Origin of the sequence: Providencia lanzhouensis (assembly GCF_050469745.1) — a bacterium.
Lineage (GTDB): Bacteria > Pseudomonadota > Gammaproteobacteria > Enterobacterales > Enterobacteriaceae > Providencia > Providencia lanzhouensis.
This window is the reverse complement of record NZ_CP174123.1, coordinates 741,797-758,251: the sequence shown is the minus strand read 5'-3', so window position 1 is coordinate 758,251 and position 16,455 is coordinate 741,797. Positions and strand designations below refer to the sequence as shown.

The window sequence follows — 16,455 nt, the reverse complement described above, 5'->3', positions numbered from 1 at the left end:
AAGAAATCGAGTCATGAAGACCATTAAACAATTTCTCTATTTAGTTAAACCTTTTTGGGGGCAGCGTGCTGCCCTTTTGTGCTGGGTGCTGCTGTTTGCCTCGTTAGGGCTTACCCTTTCTTCCGTTTGGTTCAATGTCAAAATGAACATGTGGAACGGGGATTTCTATAACGCCCTGCAAAAGCTGGACGGACAAGCACTGTATGGGCTGCTGCAATACTTTGTAATTTTAGTCAGCGGGCTGATTTTTGTGGTGGTGATGGGTACCTACCTCAAGCAGATGCTAATTATCCGTTGGCGTAAAGGCATGACCGAGCAAGTACTTGGTCGCTGGCTTTCGGGCAACAGTAAACACTATATGCTGAGGCTCGCCTCCCAAGAGCCAGATAACCCAGACCAACGTATCGCAGAAGATATTCGCTTACTGATTGAATCCACACTGAATCTGTTAGTCACCTTCCTGCACTCAATGCTGACATTGATCTCTTTTGCTGCAATTTTGTGGACGCTTTCAGGAAGCCTTTCATTTAATTTCGCCGATAGCGATTGGACCGTTCCAGGCTATATGTTCTGGGCCTGTATTATTTACACCATCATCGGCATCGCGCTAACCCAGCTCATTGGTTTCCCACTGCGCCGCCTGCATATGGATAAACAGCGCCGTGAAGCAGATTACCGTAGCTCGTTAATCAATTGCCGCCAACATGGGGACGCTATCGCAGGGCAACGGGGTGAGCCACAAGACCGCAAAGAGCTGATGGCACGCTTTAGCGAAATTATCCGTAACTGGAACCAGTTAATTCGCTGTGAACGTAATTTATCGTTTTATACCGTTGGCTATCAGCAAGTGACCGCCCTCGCCCCTGTGTTACTCGCATTACCTAAGTTTTTAGCGGGTGAAATTATGCTGGGTGGATTAATGCAGCTACGCCAAGCCTTCACCAGCGTAGCGACTTCATTAGGCTGGTTTATTTTTGCCTATAAAGAGATTGCAGCATGGCAAGCCACCATCGCGCGTCTGTATAACTTCGTGGTTTTATTGGAAAACGATAAAACCCCAGAAGCCACTATCAACGAAGATAGCCTACCATTAACGGCAAACTTGAGCCTGTTTACGGCAGATCATCGCCCACTACTAAGCGCCGTTTCTCTTAGCATCAACAGCGGTGAGCTGATGTTGATCTCCGGTCGTTCTGGTATTGGCAAATCCACGTTACTGCGCACATTAAGCGGTCATTGGCCGTTCTTTGACGGCAAAATTACTCGTACAGATAACGTCATGTGGATCCCACAACGGCTTTATTTACCAATAAGCCGTTTAGATAATTTATTGGCTTACCCACAAGATGCCAGCCAATTTGCAGCTTCGGATCTGAAATATGCGCTGACCCTTGTTGGGTTGGAAAAACTTCATTCACAACTGGCTTTGGAAACCGATTGGAACAACCGGCTTTCTGGCGGTGAACAGCAGCGCATTATGTTTGCGCGACTGCTTCTGAATCGACCGAAGTTAATGCTATTGGATGAAATGACCTCCGCTCTTGATGAGCCAAGTGCACTCGCTTTACTGAATATGCTGAAAGCTCAGCTTCCCGCCAGCAGCATCATTTTGGTTAGCCACCAAGGCTTTATTGACCAATTAGCTGACAAGCATCTGCGTTTATCTGAAACAACGCAAAATACCCCATTTATGACAGGAGCCCCAGAATATGCTTCGTAAAATCACCTTGGTCGCCGCCGTTGCGGCACTTTTAGGAGGCTGTGTTAACGGCGCACCTCGACAATCTGGCGATCAAACATTGCTGCCAGTACGCCAAGATCTGCAACATTATCAACTCGATAATGGGCTGCAAGTTTATCTGCTTCAGCGTAATCAACCCGGGGTCGAGCTGCGTTTATTGGTCAATGCGGGTTCATTGCAAGAAACTGAGCAACAGCTCGGTTTAGCTCACTTCACTGAGCATATGGCGTTTAAAGGCACCCAGCATTTCCCTGGTACCACTGGCTTTAAGCAATTAGAGCAGCAAGGGCTTAAACTCGGTAGCCACGTCAATGCGATCACCAGCATCAACAGCACCCTATATAAATTATCATTGCCAAATGCCACGCCAGCGCAAGTCAGCACAGGGTTACAAGTGATGGCGGATTGGGCGGCTAATATGACCTTCGATACAGAAGCATTTGAAAAAGAGCGCCCCGTCATTATTGAAGAGTGGCGTTTACGTCAAGGCATGGGCTATCGTATTAATGACAGCCTCGAAAAATTGCGTTACCACGGTAGCCGCTACGCAGAGCGTAACCCTATTGGCTCTCTTGATGTGGTTCGCCAAGCCCCTATTGAACAAGCCAAAGCCTACTACAAAACGTGGTATCAGCCTCAGCGCATGAGCTTATTGATTATTGGAGACTTCAGTACATCGACAGTACGTGATGAAGTAAAAACCTTGTTTGCGTTACCGAAACCGGAAAAAATTTCCCAAGATTCTCCAGAATGGAAGCGCTTTACCGATTCCAACAATATGCTCGTTCAAGGGGTATTTGATAAAGAACAAGGTGCGCGCTACGTTCAGTTTTCACTGCAAAAAAATGTCTCCGCACCGCTGAATACTCGCCAAGGTCAAACTGACGATCTGATGGATAATTTATGGTTAACCATCTTAAATCAACGTTTTTCCGTGATGGTCGATAATGGCATTTTGCCGTCCATTAGTATTAATGAACAAGGGGCAATGCTAGATAACCAGCGCCTTCAGCAGCTCATGATCATCCATCCAAAAGGCAATGATTATGCGGGTGCAACCGAAATTCTGTTTACTGAACTGCAACGCTTAGCGACCGAGCCTGTGACTCAGCAAGAGCTGGATAGCGCCAAACAAGGCATGCTGAAGAAACTTAGCCAACAAGCTGGTTCCGAGCAGCGTTACAGTAATGAATACTTAGCAGGGCAACTGACCACTGCACTCGAATATGAGATGCCGATGTGGAACAAACGCCAGCAGTTGGATAATAGCTACCAATTAACCAAAAATATCCAGCCTCAAGATTTACAGCGCCATGTGGCTAGCCTTTTACAAGTGGCATCCCCACGCTTAGCGCTGATTGGTCCTGATACCGATGAAAAGGCGGTAAACAAACAAACGTTCAGTGAACAGTGGCAACGTATTCGCCAAACACAACCGGGACCGTTCACGCTGCGCTCGCAAGCCATTAGCTTGAAATTACCTGTTGTGGCAAAAGGCGCAATTACCGAGCAAGCGTCACTGCCTATCGAAAAAACGGAACAATGGACACTCAGTAATGGCATCAAGGTGATTGTTAAAACGGATAAAAATCTTAAAGATGATATTCAATTTAACTTACAGCTACCAGGTGGTCGTTCCCTTGAAACCCTGCAAACCGCAGGCTTAACCGATTGGGCAATGAAGCTGCCAGAAAGCAGCGGTTATGGCAATTACAGCGCCCGCGACTTAGCATTGTTGGCGAAACAAAATCAGGTCAGCGTTCGCCCTTATAGCGAATTACTCAACCACGGTTATCGCGGCAAAACCCCGGTAGATAATCTTGAAACGGCGTTGCAGTTACTGAATTTAAAACTGACCGCACCGCAATTTAGTGGAGAGAAACTCGAGCAGCAAAAGCAGGCTTTCGCACTGAACTTATCGAAAATGCCTGTAGAGCGCACCTTCCTCGACCATATTAATCAGCAAAGTTACCAGCATGGTGAGCTGTTAGTGATCTCCCCTGAAGGAGCTTGGAAGACATTTACCGCTCAGCAACTTCAACAAGCGAACCGCCAATTACTCACCTCCACGTCAGATATGACGCTGGTGATCACTGGTGCAATGAATGCCCGCGAACTGAAACCATTATTGGAGCAGTGGATTGCGACGCTACCTGCCCATGATGGAAAACTGGCATGGCGCAACCAAGGGATCATGCCGAAGATGGCGAGCTTTAATCAGCAGTATCCAATCAGTAGCAGCGATAAGAGCATGGTAAGCATTCAATTTGCTGCACCTGCCCAGTGGTCTCAGCAAGATCAGCTGGCTCTGCAATTGATTGATACCATTGTTAGTCAACGCCTACGTAGCGAATTGCGTGAAAAAGCCAGCGGTATTTATGCCCTTAGTTTCTCGCAAATGTTAGCCAAAAAACCACAACCGTATTACACCGGACGCTTAAATTTCACCACAGCGCCTGAACGCGCTTCAGAAATGGTGACGTTGGCACGCAATACCGTTGCGCAGCTGCGCCAAACGGGCGTAACGGAAAAAGAGTTAATGGAAGCCAAAAATATTTGGCTCACTGAAAATGCTCAAGTCACGGATAGCTCTAGCTATTGGACTGAAGCCCTCGCGCAAGTTGCGGCGGATGATGGGCAATATCAGCGCCTCACGCAAGAACGTGCAGTGATTGAGTCCTTAACACTCCCACAGATAAATCAATTAGCTAGTAAATACTTAGGTCAAAATCAGAAAGTATTTATGATGACGCCTTAATCTGAGAAAGAATCGGCCCGTGAATACAACGGGCTGATTTATTTGTTTTTCACCGTATTCTTAAAAAAATAAAATTCATAATTAATTTTTGGAAAAAAATCTTCGTACATTATTAATTACTCTCTTGAACACATGTGAAATTATCTTTTTTAAACTTAAACTCTTCATTAACTCTTCTGCATCGATATTTTCTTTAGGTTTCAATAACTCGGATTTACTTTCAACACTGATTTTTTCATATCCCTTCAATTCGTTTACTCTACCTCCCGAATAAGCCGTTATGAAATCATTAACCTGCTCAACAATATTTTTATGTGTATAATTTGATATTTTCTGCATTAATTCGGATGAATACTTTTCAATATTTTCAATTGGTTCTTCTTTCAAGTAATCTGTGATTGCCATTTTAAACTCATTTAACTTACGTGGTGTAATATCTTGTAATGAATTTACGGAATTTATTGCATACCAGACTCGACTTATTGGACTTTTACTTTCTCTAATATGGATTTCATGTTTATCCAAATATTTATTAATAATATTATTAATTTTTCCACAAACTAATTCATTATCGTATTTTTTTAGTACTCCCTGTGCATTAAACATTTCTCTTTCAAAGAGTTCGGGAGTTTTACTTGACTTTAACTCATTAAATTTCGCTTTAATTTTAGACTTAATTAAGTTTAATGACCTATCCGAAATCCCATTAAAAGCCACTTTTTTTTTAATTGCTTCCTCTATCGTATCACTAGGAAGAATTCTTTGAGGTTTAGGTTCATTTTCACTTGAATTCTGATGATTTAATTTATTTTTTATTATTGAGAACCCTCTGGTAAAGCTATTTGCCTTCTCACCAACGACTTCATTCTTCGGTTTATCAATCACACCTTCACAAGGTCCCATCTTTTCGATAGTGACATCATTTTTAGCATCACCCTCTATTGGCGTAATTTTTTTAATTGAATGATTAGAAAAATCATCATCACATGCTTTTCGAGCAACCTCTTTATCAAGAATATTTTTTCTTTTCTCTATTTTTACTTCTTGAGTAGAAAGTGGCTGTTCAGTAGGCTTAAGAAAATAATTTTCACTTGCTTTCGTTCCTTCCATAAAGTACTTGTTAGTTTTTCTTTGCGCTTCCTTACTCCCATTCTTAGCAATATCCCATGCTTCATTTATTTCTTTCAAACCATTCGTGCTATTGTTTTTAATTGTTTTTATTTTATTGATGATAATATAACTTCTCCCTTTGAAAACTGTTGGTTTTTTGACTATTTCCCTTACCATATCGCTTAATGAATAATTCATTAATATAGAATCTTGCAGTTTAGTTTGAAAAATTCTCATATATATTCCTTTTTGTATAAACTAGTTTAGCTTTAAAAAAGAGCTTATCCTTGGTCTTAATTAAGAAACAAGCTCTATTGAAAATGGTAAAATTACTTTATTAAAAATTATTTAATTAAGCTTTTCATAACTATAAAACGATCATGGAAATATAATTCATTAATTTTATCGCTATAATTCTCATGCAAGTTAGAAAGATCTTTAGTTATTCCATTTCTTTCACCTTCAAAAATGAAAGCATTATTTTCATTACCTTCTTCCTCATCAACTTCCTCAATCGAAGGAAGAATGTCAATATTTTTACTGAGAATATATCTTTTATTTTCAGCTAAGTTCATTTCAGCACTAGGATGCTCTTTATTATAATAAATATTAATTCCAAATTTACGATCAAGCATATCGCTAATTTTATCACGTACAGGTTTATTAGCTTCTCTCGTTTTAGATATGATTGCTTGTTTAATATCCACACTATCTAGGAAAGAGTATTTTTTATTAATTTCTATAACTTTACGCTCTATTTTTCTTAGTGACTTTCCTGAAATATCATTATTCGCTGACTTAAATTCAATGGCTTCAATAACTGAATGATAGCTTCTAATTATTTTTTTACGGAAAACCATTTCACTGATTGAATCAAGATTATTTTTAATAGATAAAATAAAGCATCCAATCTTTGCATTCAATGCATTTTTGAACCCAGGATTTTGCTGAATATCATAATTCATCAACTTTTCCAGGGAAATATTGTTGTTGTTTTTAACTGAACTATGTTCAATAAGAGACATACTCACTTCCTTAATTTAAATGACATAAAATAGAAATAATAATATTTTTTTAAATTCCTCAACGATATCAAATATCGCCACTTATATATTTCCCATATAAAAATTAATATTTCTTATATTAATCCAAGGAGATAAATCATTTACTTCGTTGACATACATTGCTTTTAATGTGATTAATATTCTTCTAAAAAACGATAATAAAAGGAAAAATTTGTGAACAACGTAATAATACGTAGAGCCACCTTGGACGATGTCCACGCTATCACACAAATGCACGCGGATTACTCCGCTTATGCCAACACTTTGCAATTGCCTTATCCCACTGAAAAAACCTGGGAAGCACGACTGGGAGCCAACGATCCGCTGGTGACTCAATTTGTCGCCACACTCGATAACGCAGTGGTTGGGTTACTTGTCGTGCATCAACCAGCTCAAATACGCCGCCGACATGTGGCGAGTTTCGGTATTACCGTGAGTCAGGCTTATCAAGGCAAAGGAATTGGTTCGAAATTAATGCAAGTTATGGTGGATTATTGTGACAATTGGCTGAATGTTCACCGCATTGAATTAGAAGTCTTTGCCTCTAATGGTAGCGGCTTGGGTCTATATGAGAAATTTGGCTTCAAGCAAGAGGGGATTTTACGCGATTATGCTTTTCGTGATGGTGAGTATGTGGATGCTATTGTGATGAGTCGAATTAAATCAAAAATTTAAGCAGATTTATAAATCAAAAATGCCACGTTTAAAGTGGCATTTTTGTATTCAGATTAGAGCGCTAATCAACGATTATTTATCGCCTAACAGAACTGAATCCAGTGCAATTTCAATCATTTCATTGAACGTGGTTTGACGCTCTTCTGAGGTTGTTTGTTCGCCAGTTTTGATGTGATCAGAAACGGTACAAATAGTCAGTGCGCGGGCACCAAACTCAGCAGCCACACCGTAGATACCAGCAGCTTCCATTTCCACACCAAGGATGCCGTATTTTTCCATCACTTTAAACATGTCTGGATCTGGAGAATAGAACAGATCCGCAGAGAACAGGTTACCAACACGAACGTTTACGTTACGCGCTTTTGCCGCTTCAACAGCGTTATGCACTAAGTCATAATCTGCAATTGCCGCAAAATCATGGTCTTTGAAACGCTGACGGTTCACTTTAGAGTCTGTGCATGCGCCCATACCGATAACCACGTCACGCAGTTTCACGTCATCCATGACTGCGCCACATGAACCAACACGGATCAGCGTTTTAACGCCAAAATCAGTGATCAACTCTTTTGCATAGATGGAGCATGAAGGAATACCCATTCCATGACCCATAACGGAAATTTTACGACCTTTATAAGTCCCTGTGAAACCTAACATACCGCGTACGTTATTCACTTGGCGAACATCTTGAAGGAAAGTTTCTGCAATGTACTTCGCGCGCAGTGGGTCACCCGGCATCAGTACGACGTCTGCGAAATCACCCATTTCTGCATTAATATGTGGAGTAGCCATTCGTATTCCCTTTTAATCATTAAAATTGTGCACAATAAATAAGGCAGTTTCCTGCCTTATTTTCAAATCACCCTGTCGCAAGCTTAAAACATCGGCTTACCGTATTCCATCGGTGATAAATCAAAATAATTCGCGACTGTCTGACCAATATCCGCGAACGTTTCACGGTGACCTAAAGAACCAGGTTTAACTTTTGGTCCGTAAACCAGCACTGGGATGTGTTCACGAGTGTGGTCTGTGCCTGGCCAAGTTGGGTCGCAGCCGTGGTCAGCGGTTAAGATCAGAATGTCGTCTTCTTTAACCAGTTTCAGCATTTCAGGTAAGCGGCTATCGAATAATTCTAATGCTGCGGCATAACCAGCAACATCACGACGGTGACCGTATGCAGAGTCAAAATCTACAAAGTTAGTGAAAACGATGGTGTCATCACCCGCGATTTTCATCTCTTCTAAGGTTGCGTCAAACAGAGCATTAATACCTGTTGCTTTGATTTTTTTGGTGATACCAACGTGTGCGTAGATATCGGCAATTTTACCGATAGATACCACTTCACCTTGTTTTTCTTCCACTAATTTTTGCAGAACGGTTGGCGCTGGTGGCTCTACCGCTAAGTCATGACGGTTCCCCGTACGCTCAAAGTGACCCGCTTTGTCGCCAACAAATGGACGCGCAATGACACGACCGATGTTGTAACCACCTTTGGTTAACTCTTCACGGGCAATTTCACACAGCTCATACAATTTGTCTAAGCCGTAAGTCTCTTCATGGCACGCGATTTGGAATACAGAGTCCGCAGAGGTATAGAAAATTGGCTTGCCAGTTTTCATGTGCTCTTCACCCAATTGGTCCAGAATGACCGTACCCGATGAATGGCAGTTACCTAAGTAACCCGGTAAGTTGGCTTTTTCTACCAGTGTATCCAGCAATTCTTGTGGGAAACTGTTTTCGTGTTTTTCGAAATAGCCCCAATCGAATAGAACAGGAACGCCCGCAATTTCCCAGTGACCAGACGGCGTGTCTTTACCTGAAGATAACTCGCTTGCATAACCATATGCACCGATAATTTCTGCATTTGGATCCAGACCCGCAGGGAATTTTCCGCTTGATTCTTCCCCTGCTTTTCCTAAACCTAATTTTGTTAAGTTCGGCAGGTGTAATGGACCTTTACGACCTTTGTCTGCTTCCCCGCGAGCACAAGCTTCTGCGATATGACCCAGAGTGTTCGAACCTTCGTCGCCGAATTTGTGGGCATCACCTGCAGCGCCGATCCCGAAGGAATCCAGTACCATGATAAATGTGCGTTTCATATTTATTCTCCTGCGATACAGCTTATCTGTTCATCGCGTCATCTAACCCGCACCCTTCTGTGAAAGATGCGGATATCGGTTTATTCACTAATTTGACGATAGACCATTGGTGTCGCTTCTGGGGCTTTATCCCCAATAATCATAGCAGCGCGAACTTCTTTCGCCGCCTCTTCCCATGATTTTTCGCTATTGGCATGAATGATCGCAAGTGGAGTTTGGGTATCAACTTTGCTACCTAATGCTGCGATATCACTTAAACCAACGCTGTAATCGATAGAATCTGAAGCTTTACGACGACCACCCCCTAACGTTACCACAGACATACCCAGTGCTCGTGTGTCCATTTGTGTGATAATTCCCGCTTGAGGCGCGTAAACGGCTTTACTGAGGACAGCTGTTGGCAGATATTTGCTGTAATTCTCAACAAAATCTTTTGGCCCTTTTTGTGCTGCGACCATACGTCCAAACACTTCAGCCGCTTTACCGTTATCCAGCACCGCTTGTAATTTCTGACGCGCATCGTCACGATCCGACGCCAACTTACCTGACACTAGCATTTCCACACACAACGCCATGGTGACTTCGAACAAACGTGGGTTACGGTATTCGCCCGTCAAGAACTGCACGGCTTCGCGGACTTCAACGGCATTACCGGCGCTAGATGCCAGTACCTCGTTCATGTCAGTTAATAATGCGGTGGTATTGCAGCCTGCTCCATTGGCGACTTGCACGATAGATTCAGCCAGTTGCTCTGATTTTTCGTAGGTTGGCATAAATGCACCAGAACCCACTTTAACGTCCATCACTAACGCATCTAACCCTTCGGCTAATTTTTTACCTAAGATAGACGCGGTGATAAGCGGAATAGAATCCACAGTCGCCGTGATATCGCGAGTCGCATAGAAACGCTTGTCAGCAGGCGCTAATGAGTTGGTTTGACCAATAATCGCCACGCCGACATTTTTGATAATGTCGCGGAAACGCTCATCGTCAGGGAAAATATCAAACCCAGGAATAGCTTCGAGCTTATCAAGTGTTCCACCGGTGTGACCTAAGCCGCGACCGGAAATCATCGGAACATAACCACCACATGCAGCAACCATAGGTCCCAACATGAGTGAAGTCACGTCACCCACGCCACCGGTGGAGTGTTTATCCACGAGTGGGCCATTAAGATTCAGTGATTTCCAATTTAATACGGTACCTGAGTCACGCATCGCTAGCGTTAGCGCAACACGTTCTGGGGTTGTCATATCATTGAAATAGATGGTCATTGCTAGGGCTGCAATCTGACCTTCAGAAACCGTGTTATCACGCACACCATTGATGAAGAAGCGGATCTCTTCTTCGCTTAATGGTTTGCCGTCACGTTTTTTACGAATAATTTCTTGAGCGAGAAACACAATAGGCTCCTTAATTCACATCGAATTCTTCGGCTAAATAGTCACGGCTGTTGCCCAAGTGAGATTGGGCAACAGTCTGATGTCACTAATAATTGCGATTATTAATAGCTGCTGGAAGATTTTTTAACGTCAAATCCCAGCGTATTTAATAAATTCGCTAATAAGCTAGATGCGCCGAAACGGAAATGGCGAGCATCAGCCCAGTTATCGCCTAAGATTTTGCTTGCTAAGGCTAAATATTGTGCTGCTTCTTCAGCGGTACGAACGCCGCCAGCAGGTTTGAAACCAACACTTTTCGCAACGCCCATATCATGAATGACTTGCATCATGATTTCTGCGCTTTCTAAAGTGGCATTCACAGGCACTTTACCTGTAGATGTCTTAATAAAATCAGCACCTGCATTAATTGAAATTTCAGACGCTTTACGGATTAAAGCGGCATCTTTTAGTTCGCCAGTTTCAATGATCACTTTAAGTAATACATTTGCAGCCGCACAAGCATCCTTACATGCTTTCACTAAATCGAAACCGATTTTTTCATTACCAGCCATCAGTGCACGGTATGGGAATACAACGTCAACTTCATCCGCACCATAAGCAATGGCAGCTTTAGTTTCTGCTAAAGCAATCTCTATATCATCATTACCATGTGGGAAGTTGGTGACGGTTGCAATGCGGATATCTGGCGTTCCTTGCTCACGTAAAGTTTTACGTGCGATAGGAATAAAACGAGGATAAATACAGATAGCAGCGGTGTGACCTGCTGGGCTTTTTGCCTGGTGACATAAGGCGATCACTTTTGCGTCAGTGTCGTCGTCATTTAACGTGGTTAAATCCATCAGGGTCAGTGCGCGTTGCGCTGCTGCTTTTAAATCAGTCATATAACTCTCCAACGATGTTAATTCTTTCAGAACGATACGTTCTTTGTTGGCGAGCGGGCTTGTTCCATAAAGATGCTAGTTAGGTTTTCCAAACTCAGCAGCTGAGATCCATCTCACCGCACGATGCCCTAGAGCCAGTTGACTCTATGAACTATCAGTTCCGTGGCAACTTACTGTTACCTATTTGACCACGTAACTGGGGTATTTTATGCGCTACAAATCACATTTATCGACTGAACGTTACATTATTAAATATATATTCGTGAACGATATCACAATTCCATAGGTAATTGCTCACTCTTTGTCAGCCATTATACAGGCTGCAGCCTTCTCGTCTTAAATTGATTACGTTAAGAATAGTTGAAAAAGTAAGAGTTACGATAAAAACCAGAAAAAGAATATCGCAGAAGAAAATGACAGCGGAAAGACCAATCGCCTTTCCGCTACACAAACAGGGGGATTACATTGCGGTCATTGCAGCTAATGTTAAGAAGAAGCCAGCAATCGTTGCACTCATTAAGTTAGAGAGTGTACCCGCCATAACAGCTTTCATACCTAAACGAGCCACATCACTACGGCGATTTGGTGCCATTCCACCTAAGCCGCCCAGCAAAATTGCCACAGAAGATAAGTTCGCAAAACCACACAGCGCGAAGGAAATAATCGCTTTAGTGTGATCAGACAGAACTTGTTTGCCCGCCGCAATCACATCCGCATCTGCTTTCATATATTCGCCGAAGTTCATGAAAGCAACGAATTCGTTTACAACCACTTTTTGCCCGATGAAAGAACCGGCAATTGTCGCTTCGCTCCACGGCACACCAATCAGGTATGCGATTGGGGCAAATACCCAACCTAGTAATAATTCGAGGGATAATTGCGGATAGTCAAACCAGCCACCCACGCCACTTAAAATACCGTTAATTAATGCAATTAATGCGATGAACGCCAGTAACATTGCCCCCACGTTCAGAGCCAGTTGCATACCGGATGCTGCACCAGATGCGGCTGCATCGATGATGTTCGCTGGGCGATCTTCTTCTGCCACTAAATCTTTAGCATCCACATCATCTTTAGCAACTTCAGTTTCAGGAACCATTAACTTAGCAAACAGTAATCCACCCGGTGCCGCCATGAAGGATGCCGCAATCAGATATTCCATTGGAACACCCATTTGCGCATAACCCGCTAATACTGAACCCGCTACAGACGCTAAACCACCACACATGATGGCAAACAGCTCAGAGTTAGTCATGGTAGAAATATAGGGACGAACAACCAGAGGCGCTTCAGTTTGACCGACGAAAATATTCGCGGTTGCAGACAGTGATTCGGTTCTTGACGTTCCCAGTACTTTTTGCAGACCACCACCTAGAATTTTGATGACCAGTTGCATGATGCCGAGATAATACAGGACTGCAATCAGAGATGAGAAGAAGACGATGATCGGCAATACACGGAAAGCAAAGATAAAGCCGCCGCCGCCAAATAATTCAAACATTTTGTCGGAAACTAGACCACCAAAGATGAAGCTCATCCCATCTTGACCGTAACCGATAACTTTAGAAACACCGTCGGACATGCCTTGTAAAACGCTACGTCCCGCTGGGGAGTATAGAACGAATGCGCCGATAGCGACTTGGATTAAAAAAGCACCGCCGACTGTACGAAGTCTAATTGCGCGACGATTGCTGGAGAAGAGAACGGCTATCGCAATAAGCACCGCCATCCCAACAATACTCAAAATGAGTTGCATGGAAGTATCCCTGTTCACTTAATTCTAGGTTAATGTATAAAGAAACTCGCAAGATTCCACGAATCTTAGTTCGATGATTATAACCAGTCATCATTAATAACCCCCAACATTCATCACAAATCCAAAGTGCAATAAGTAACATAAATTCAAATATTGTGACGAAAATCACAATAGAAGATCAGTTTAGTCTGGAAAAGCACTAAAGCGATAGTAGAAGAGGTAAAAAGCTGAATGGATTTACTCGGATAACTACATAAAATACTTAAGAAATAATTATTAATTGACTAATTATAGTCTAAATTAGATTAAATAACGTCCGGCTATTGTTGTAAAGTTGTTGTGCTATTTCATCCGGAGATTCGTGGCGCAGCTCACACAAAGATTGAAATACCCATTGAATACGCTCAGGCCGATTAGGCTCACCTTGAAAACCGGATACAGGCATATCCGGTGCATCGGTTTCAAACACAAGACAACTTAGCGGGAGTTGAGCCATAACTTGGCGGGTTTTATTCGCGCGCTCATAAGTGATTGTCCCGCCAACACCAATGTAATACCCCAGTTTCACAAAACTTTCGGCTTGAGAAAGGCTGCCAGCAAAACCATGCACTACACCACGTGCGGGGACTTCATAGCGACGTAACATCGCAACCAACTGGTCATGGGTTTTTCGTGAATGCAGAATAACGGGTAAGTCAAACTGCTTAGCTAGCTTCAACTGGCGTTGAAGTAATATTTGCTGCCTTTCAAATTGAGGATCTTCCATATAGAGATCAAGCCCAATCTCTCCTACCGCCACGCACTTCTGGTTTTTACGCATCAGAAAATCCGTCAGTTTTTCAAAATGTGATTCTTGAAACTGACTTAAATATAGAGGATGAAATCCCATTGCTGCATGGAGTTGAGAATACTCATGCGCTAAATTCCATATGCGTTGAAAGTTATCCTGACTAACCGCAGGAATAATAATATCCGTAATTCCACCTTGCTTCGCGGTTTCTAGACTTTCTGTAAGTGCCTCACTGAACGGGGGAAAATCAAAATGACAGTGGGTGTCAATAAATCGAATATTATCACTCATGAGCAGGATTGCCTTGCAGGGCGCTAGCACTTGCTGCCTCAACTGTTTTTCCTGCTAATAAAGACTCTCGCTGATCTTCCATATGCATCAACTCTAATGAATTCGAGTTCTTAGAAAATCGACCGAAATCAGCATCATTACTCGCAAACTGTTGAGCTAATGCCGCAATAAAGTAACGCCCACAGCGCCGTCCGACATGGTAATCTTGGTTTAAGGCACTAATTTTACTGCCTAAAGCACTGCTTTTCAGTGGTGTTGGTGGGTATATTTCAAAAATCTGCACGCCATCGGGTGGATTTTCGATAAATTCCTGGGTTTTTCGATAACTCTTCAAGTGAACTTTTAACATGGCCGCCATGCGTTGCAGCGCCGAATTATCACCTTCCAGCCAGCGTGTCATTCGTTTTACCCATTCAGGCGTAAAGTACATTTGAGAAGGTACAGTGCGGATCACAACTATCGTATCAGCCCCACGACGATAAGCTTCCTCGACAGGGATCGCTGCGCTTATTCCTCCATCGTGGTATCGCACGCCGCTAAACTCTACGCCAGTTCGATAAAATCCTGGAATGGCGCTAGAGGCACGAATGATATCCAACCAAGAATCCGCATCAGGCTGTAAAAATGCTGCTGAAAAATCATCGCTACGACTGGCTCCCATATAGAATTCACGACCAGAATCTAATAATTCAAGCCCTGCATCCATATTAAGTGGAAACTCTTTAGCCGTCGTTTCAATCAACCAATCAAGGTCAATTAAGTTTCCTCCACGAATAAATCTCAGCGGGTTAAAAAAATTAAGATTTGTGGTATAGCGAGTAATAACTCGGCGGGCATATCCTGCTTGACCACAAATATAAGCGGATAAATTTTGGGCGCCCGCAGACGTCCCTATCATCAAATCAAAAGGGTTAAAGTTTTCTATCAGAAATTCATCCAATACACCGGCCGTAAAAATACCACGCTGACCGCCACCTTCGCAGATAAGGGCAGTTTTTCTTCCGTTAATTTCATCAGAAAACGCGAGTGGCTCAATCGTGCCTAAAGTGACTGGAACATGCTTTCCCATAGTAACCCTTTCTCTATATTGACGTGTATTTAATCAATCCCATTATAAATATGATTAAATTAAATGATTCTCATTAAACCGCTTTTCTCAGGGAGAGCAAATAGTAAAATGAGCTTTCGGCTGAAAGCCCATTTAAAAGAAATTACTTGTTCGTCAGAACTAAACCATTCTGTACTGATTTTACCCCTTTCGCGGTCGATGCAATCTGTACAACTTGATTTATCTGCTCGCTAGATTTGAGAAAACCAGAGAGGTAAACCACACCCTGAACAGTTTTCACCGACACACTATTACTTGGGAGCCCACTGGTACCTAAGAGTTTGCTTTTAATATCCGCAGTAATGGACGAATCATCAATATAGGTATCGGTACTTTTCACACCACTAGAGATGGCATTACCTGTATCTTTTCCCGCCATTTCAACAGTTTTAGCTGCGCTGTCCCAAGTTTCTGAAGCTTGTTTTTTCAAGGCGCTATCAGATGATGAGCTACAAGCAAAAAGTGCCCAGCTCAATCCAATGACACCTAAAGAACGTAAAACGGCGATCTTTTTCATTGGAACCTTCCTCTTGGTATGATTAATAAACTAACAATGTCATAGCCTAAGTAAAAAACAGGTAAAAATAAAGTCAAATAACTCATCTTACAGAGTATGACTCAAGGTAATTTTCAGTTTTGAGATAATTAATCTTAATTAGATGATTTGAATAAGAAATTAAAAATAATTGTCTAATATCTATCGATGAGAAAAATAGAAAAAGGGTGCCTGTATCACCTAACCCACAATCAGAGAGAAATGTGGGGGATGACTCCCCCACCAG

13 protein-coding genes are annotated in these 16,455 nt (G+C 42.5%); 3 read left to right on the top strand and 10 right to left on the bottom strand.

The window, feature by feature from the left end; translation table 11 throughout:
- Window positions 1–13 precede the first annotated feature (13 nt).
- Both ACIH2S_RS03450 and ACIH2S_RS03445 read left to right on the top strand, forming a co-directional pair.
- A complete protein-coding gene (locus tag ACIH2S_RS03450; protein ID WP_108479212.1) occupies window positions 14–1,720 on the top strand; it encodes an ABC transporter ATP-binding protein/permease in 1,707 nt (568 codons plus the stop codon).
- Window positions 1,710–4,499 carry a M16 family metallopeptidase gene (locus tag ACIH2S_RS03445; protein ID WP_108479211.1) on the top strand — a complete coding sequence of 930 codons (2,790 nt, stop codon included), beginning with the start codon at window positions 1,710–1,712 and terminating at the stop codon, window positions 4,497–4,499. The genes ACIH2S_RS03450 and ACIH2S_RS03445 overlap by 11 nt, the downstream gene beginning before the upstream one ends.
- 81 nt (window positions 4,500–4,580) lie before the next feature.
- Here ACIH2S_RS03445 and ACIH2S_RS03440 read toward each other — a convergent pair whose 3' ends face one another.
- On the bottom strand, window positions 4,581–5,846 hold the full coding sequence (locus tag ACIH2S_RS03440; protein WP_108479210.1) for a hypothetical protein: 1,266 nt from the start codon (window positions 5,844–5,846) through the stop codon (window positions 4,581–4,583).
- 107 nt (window positions 5,847–5,953) lie between these two features.
- Window positions 5,954–6,634 (bottom strand): hypothetical protein, encoded by a 681-nt coding sequence (locus ACIH2S_RS03435; protein WP_196712521.1) that lies wholly within the window; start codon window positions 6,632–6,634, stop codon window positions 5,954–5,956.
- A gap of 213 nt (window positions 6,635–6,847) precedes the next feature.
- Between ACIH2S_RS03435 and ACIH2S_RS03430 the strand changes: the two genes are divergently transcribed.
- Window positions 6,848–7,348: a GNAT family N-acetyltransferase gene (locus ACIH2S_RS03430; RefSeq protein WP_036950229.1), complete on the top strand. Its 501-nt coding sequence runs from the start codon at window positions 6,848–6,850 to the stop codon at window positions 7,346–7,348.
- A 72-nt stretch (window positions 7,349–7,420) separates the two neighbouring features.
- Here ACIH2S_RS03430 and deoD read toward each other — a convergent pair whose 3' ends face one another.
- The 8 genes from deoD to ACIH2S_RS03390 form a co-directional block, all read right to left on the bottom strand.
- Window positions 7,421–8,137, bottom strand: coding sequence for a purine-nucleoside phosphorylase (deoD, locus tag ACIH2S_RS03425; RefSeq protein WP_006657106.1), 717 nt, complete (start codon window positions 8,135–8,137; stop codon window positions 7,421–7,423).
- A gap of 83 nt (window positions 8,138–8,220) precedes the next feature.
- Window positions 8,221–9,444, bottom strand: coding sequence for a phosphopentomutase (gene deoB, locus ACIH2S_RS03420; RefSeq protein ID WP_036950225.1), 1,224 nt, complete (start codon window positions 9,442–9,444; stop codon window positions 8,221–8,223).
- An 80-nt stretch (window positions 9,445–9,524) separates the two neighbouring features.
- Complete coding sequence (deoA, locus tag ACIH2S_RS03415; RefSeq protein WP_036950222.1) at window positions 9,525–10,847, bottom strand: thymidine phosphorylase; 1,323 nt, start codon at window positions 10,845–10,847, stop codon at window positions 9,525–9,527.
- Window positions 10,848–10,948: 101 nt separating this feature from the next.
- Window positions 10,949–11,728: a deoxyribose-phosphate aldolase gene (gene deoC / locus ACIH2S_RS03410; protein ID WP_108479208.1), complete on the bottom strand. Its 780-nt coding sequence runs from the start codon at window positions 11,726–11,728 to the stop codon at window positions 10,949–10,951.
- A gap of 460 nt (window positions 11,729–12,188) precedes the next feature.
- The gene (locus ACIH2S_RS03405) at window positions 12,189–13,484 is read right to left on the bottom strand and encodes a NupC/NupG family nucleoside CNT transporter (RefSeq protein ID WP_036950218.1); all 1,296 of its coding nucleotides are present in this window, start codon (window positions 13,482–13,484) and stop codon (window positions 12,189–12,191) included.
- Between the two features lie 295 nt (window positions 13,485–13,779).
- Window positions 13,780–14,565 carry a TatD family hydrolase gene (locus ACIH2S_RS03400; protein WP_430248118.1) on the bottom strand — a complete coding sequence of 262 codons (786 nt, stop codon included), beginning with the start codon at window positions 14,563–14,565 and terminating at the stop codon, window positions 13,780–13,782.
- Complete coding sequence (locus ACIH2S_RS03395; RefSeq protein WP_036950214.1) at window positions 14,558–15,634, bottom strand: patatin-like phospholipase family protein; 1,077 nt, start codon at window positions 15,632–15,634, stop codon at window positions 14,558–14,560. Before ACIH2S_RS03395 ends, ACIH2S_RS03400 begins: the two co-directional genes overlap by 8 nt.
- A 142-nt stretch (window positions 15,635–15,776) precedes the next feature.
- Window positions 15,777–16,190 (bottom strand): BON domain-containing protein, encoded by a 414-nt coding sequence (locus ACIH2S_RS03390; RefSeq protein ID WP_036950212.1) that lies wholly within the window; start codon window positions 16,188–16,190, stop codon window positions 15,777–15,779.
- Window positions 16,191–16,455 lie beyond the last annotated feature (265 nt).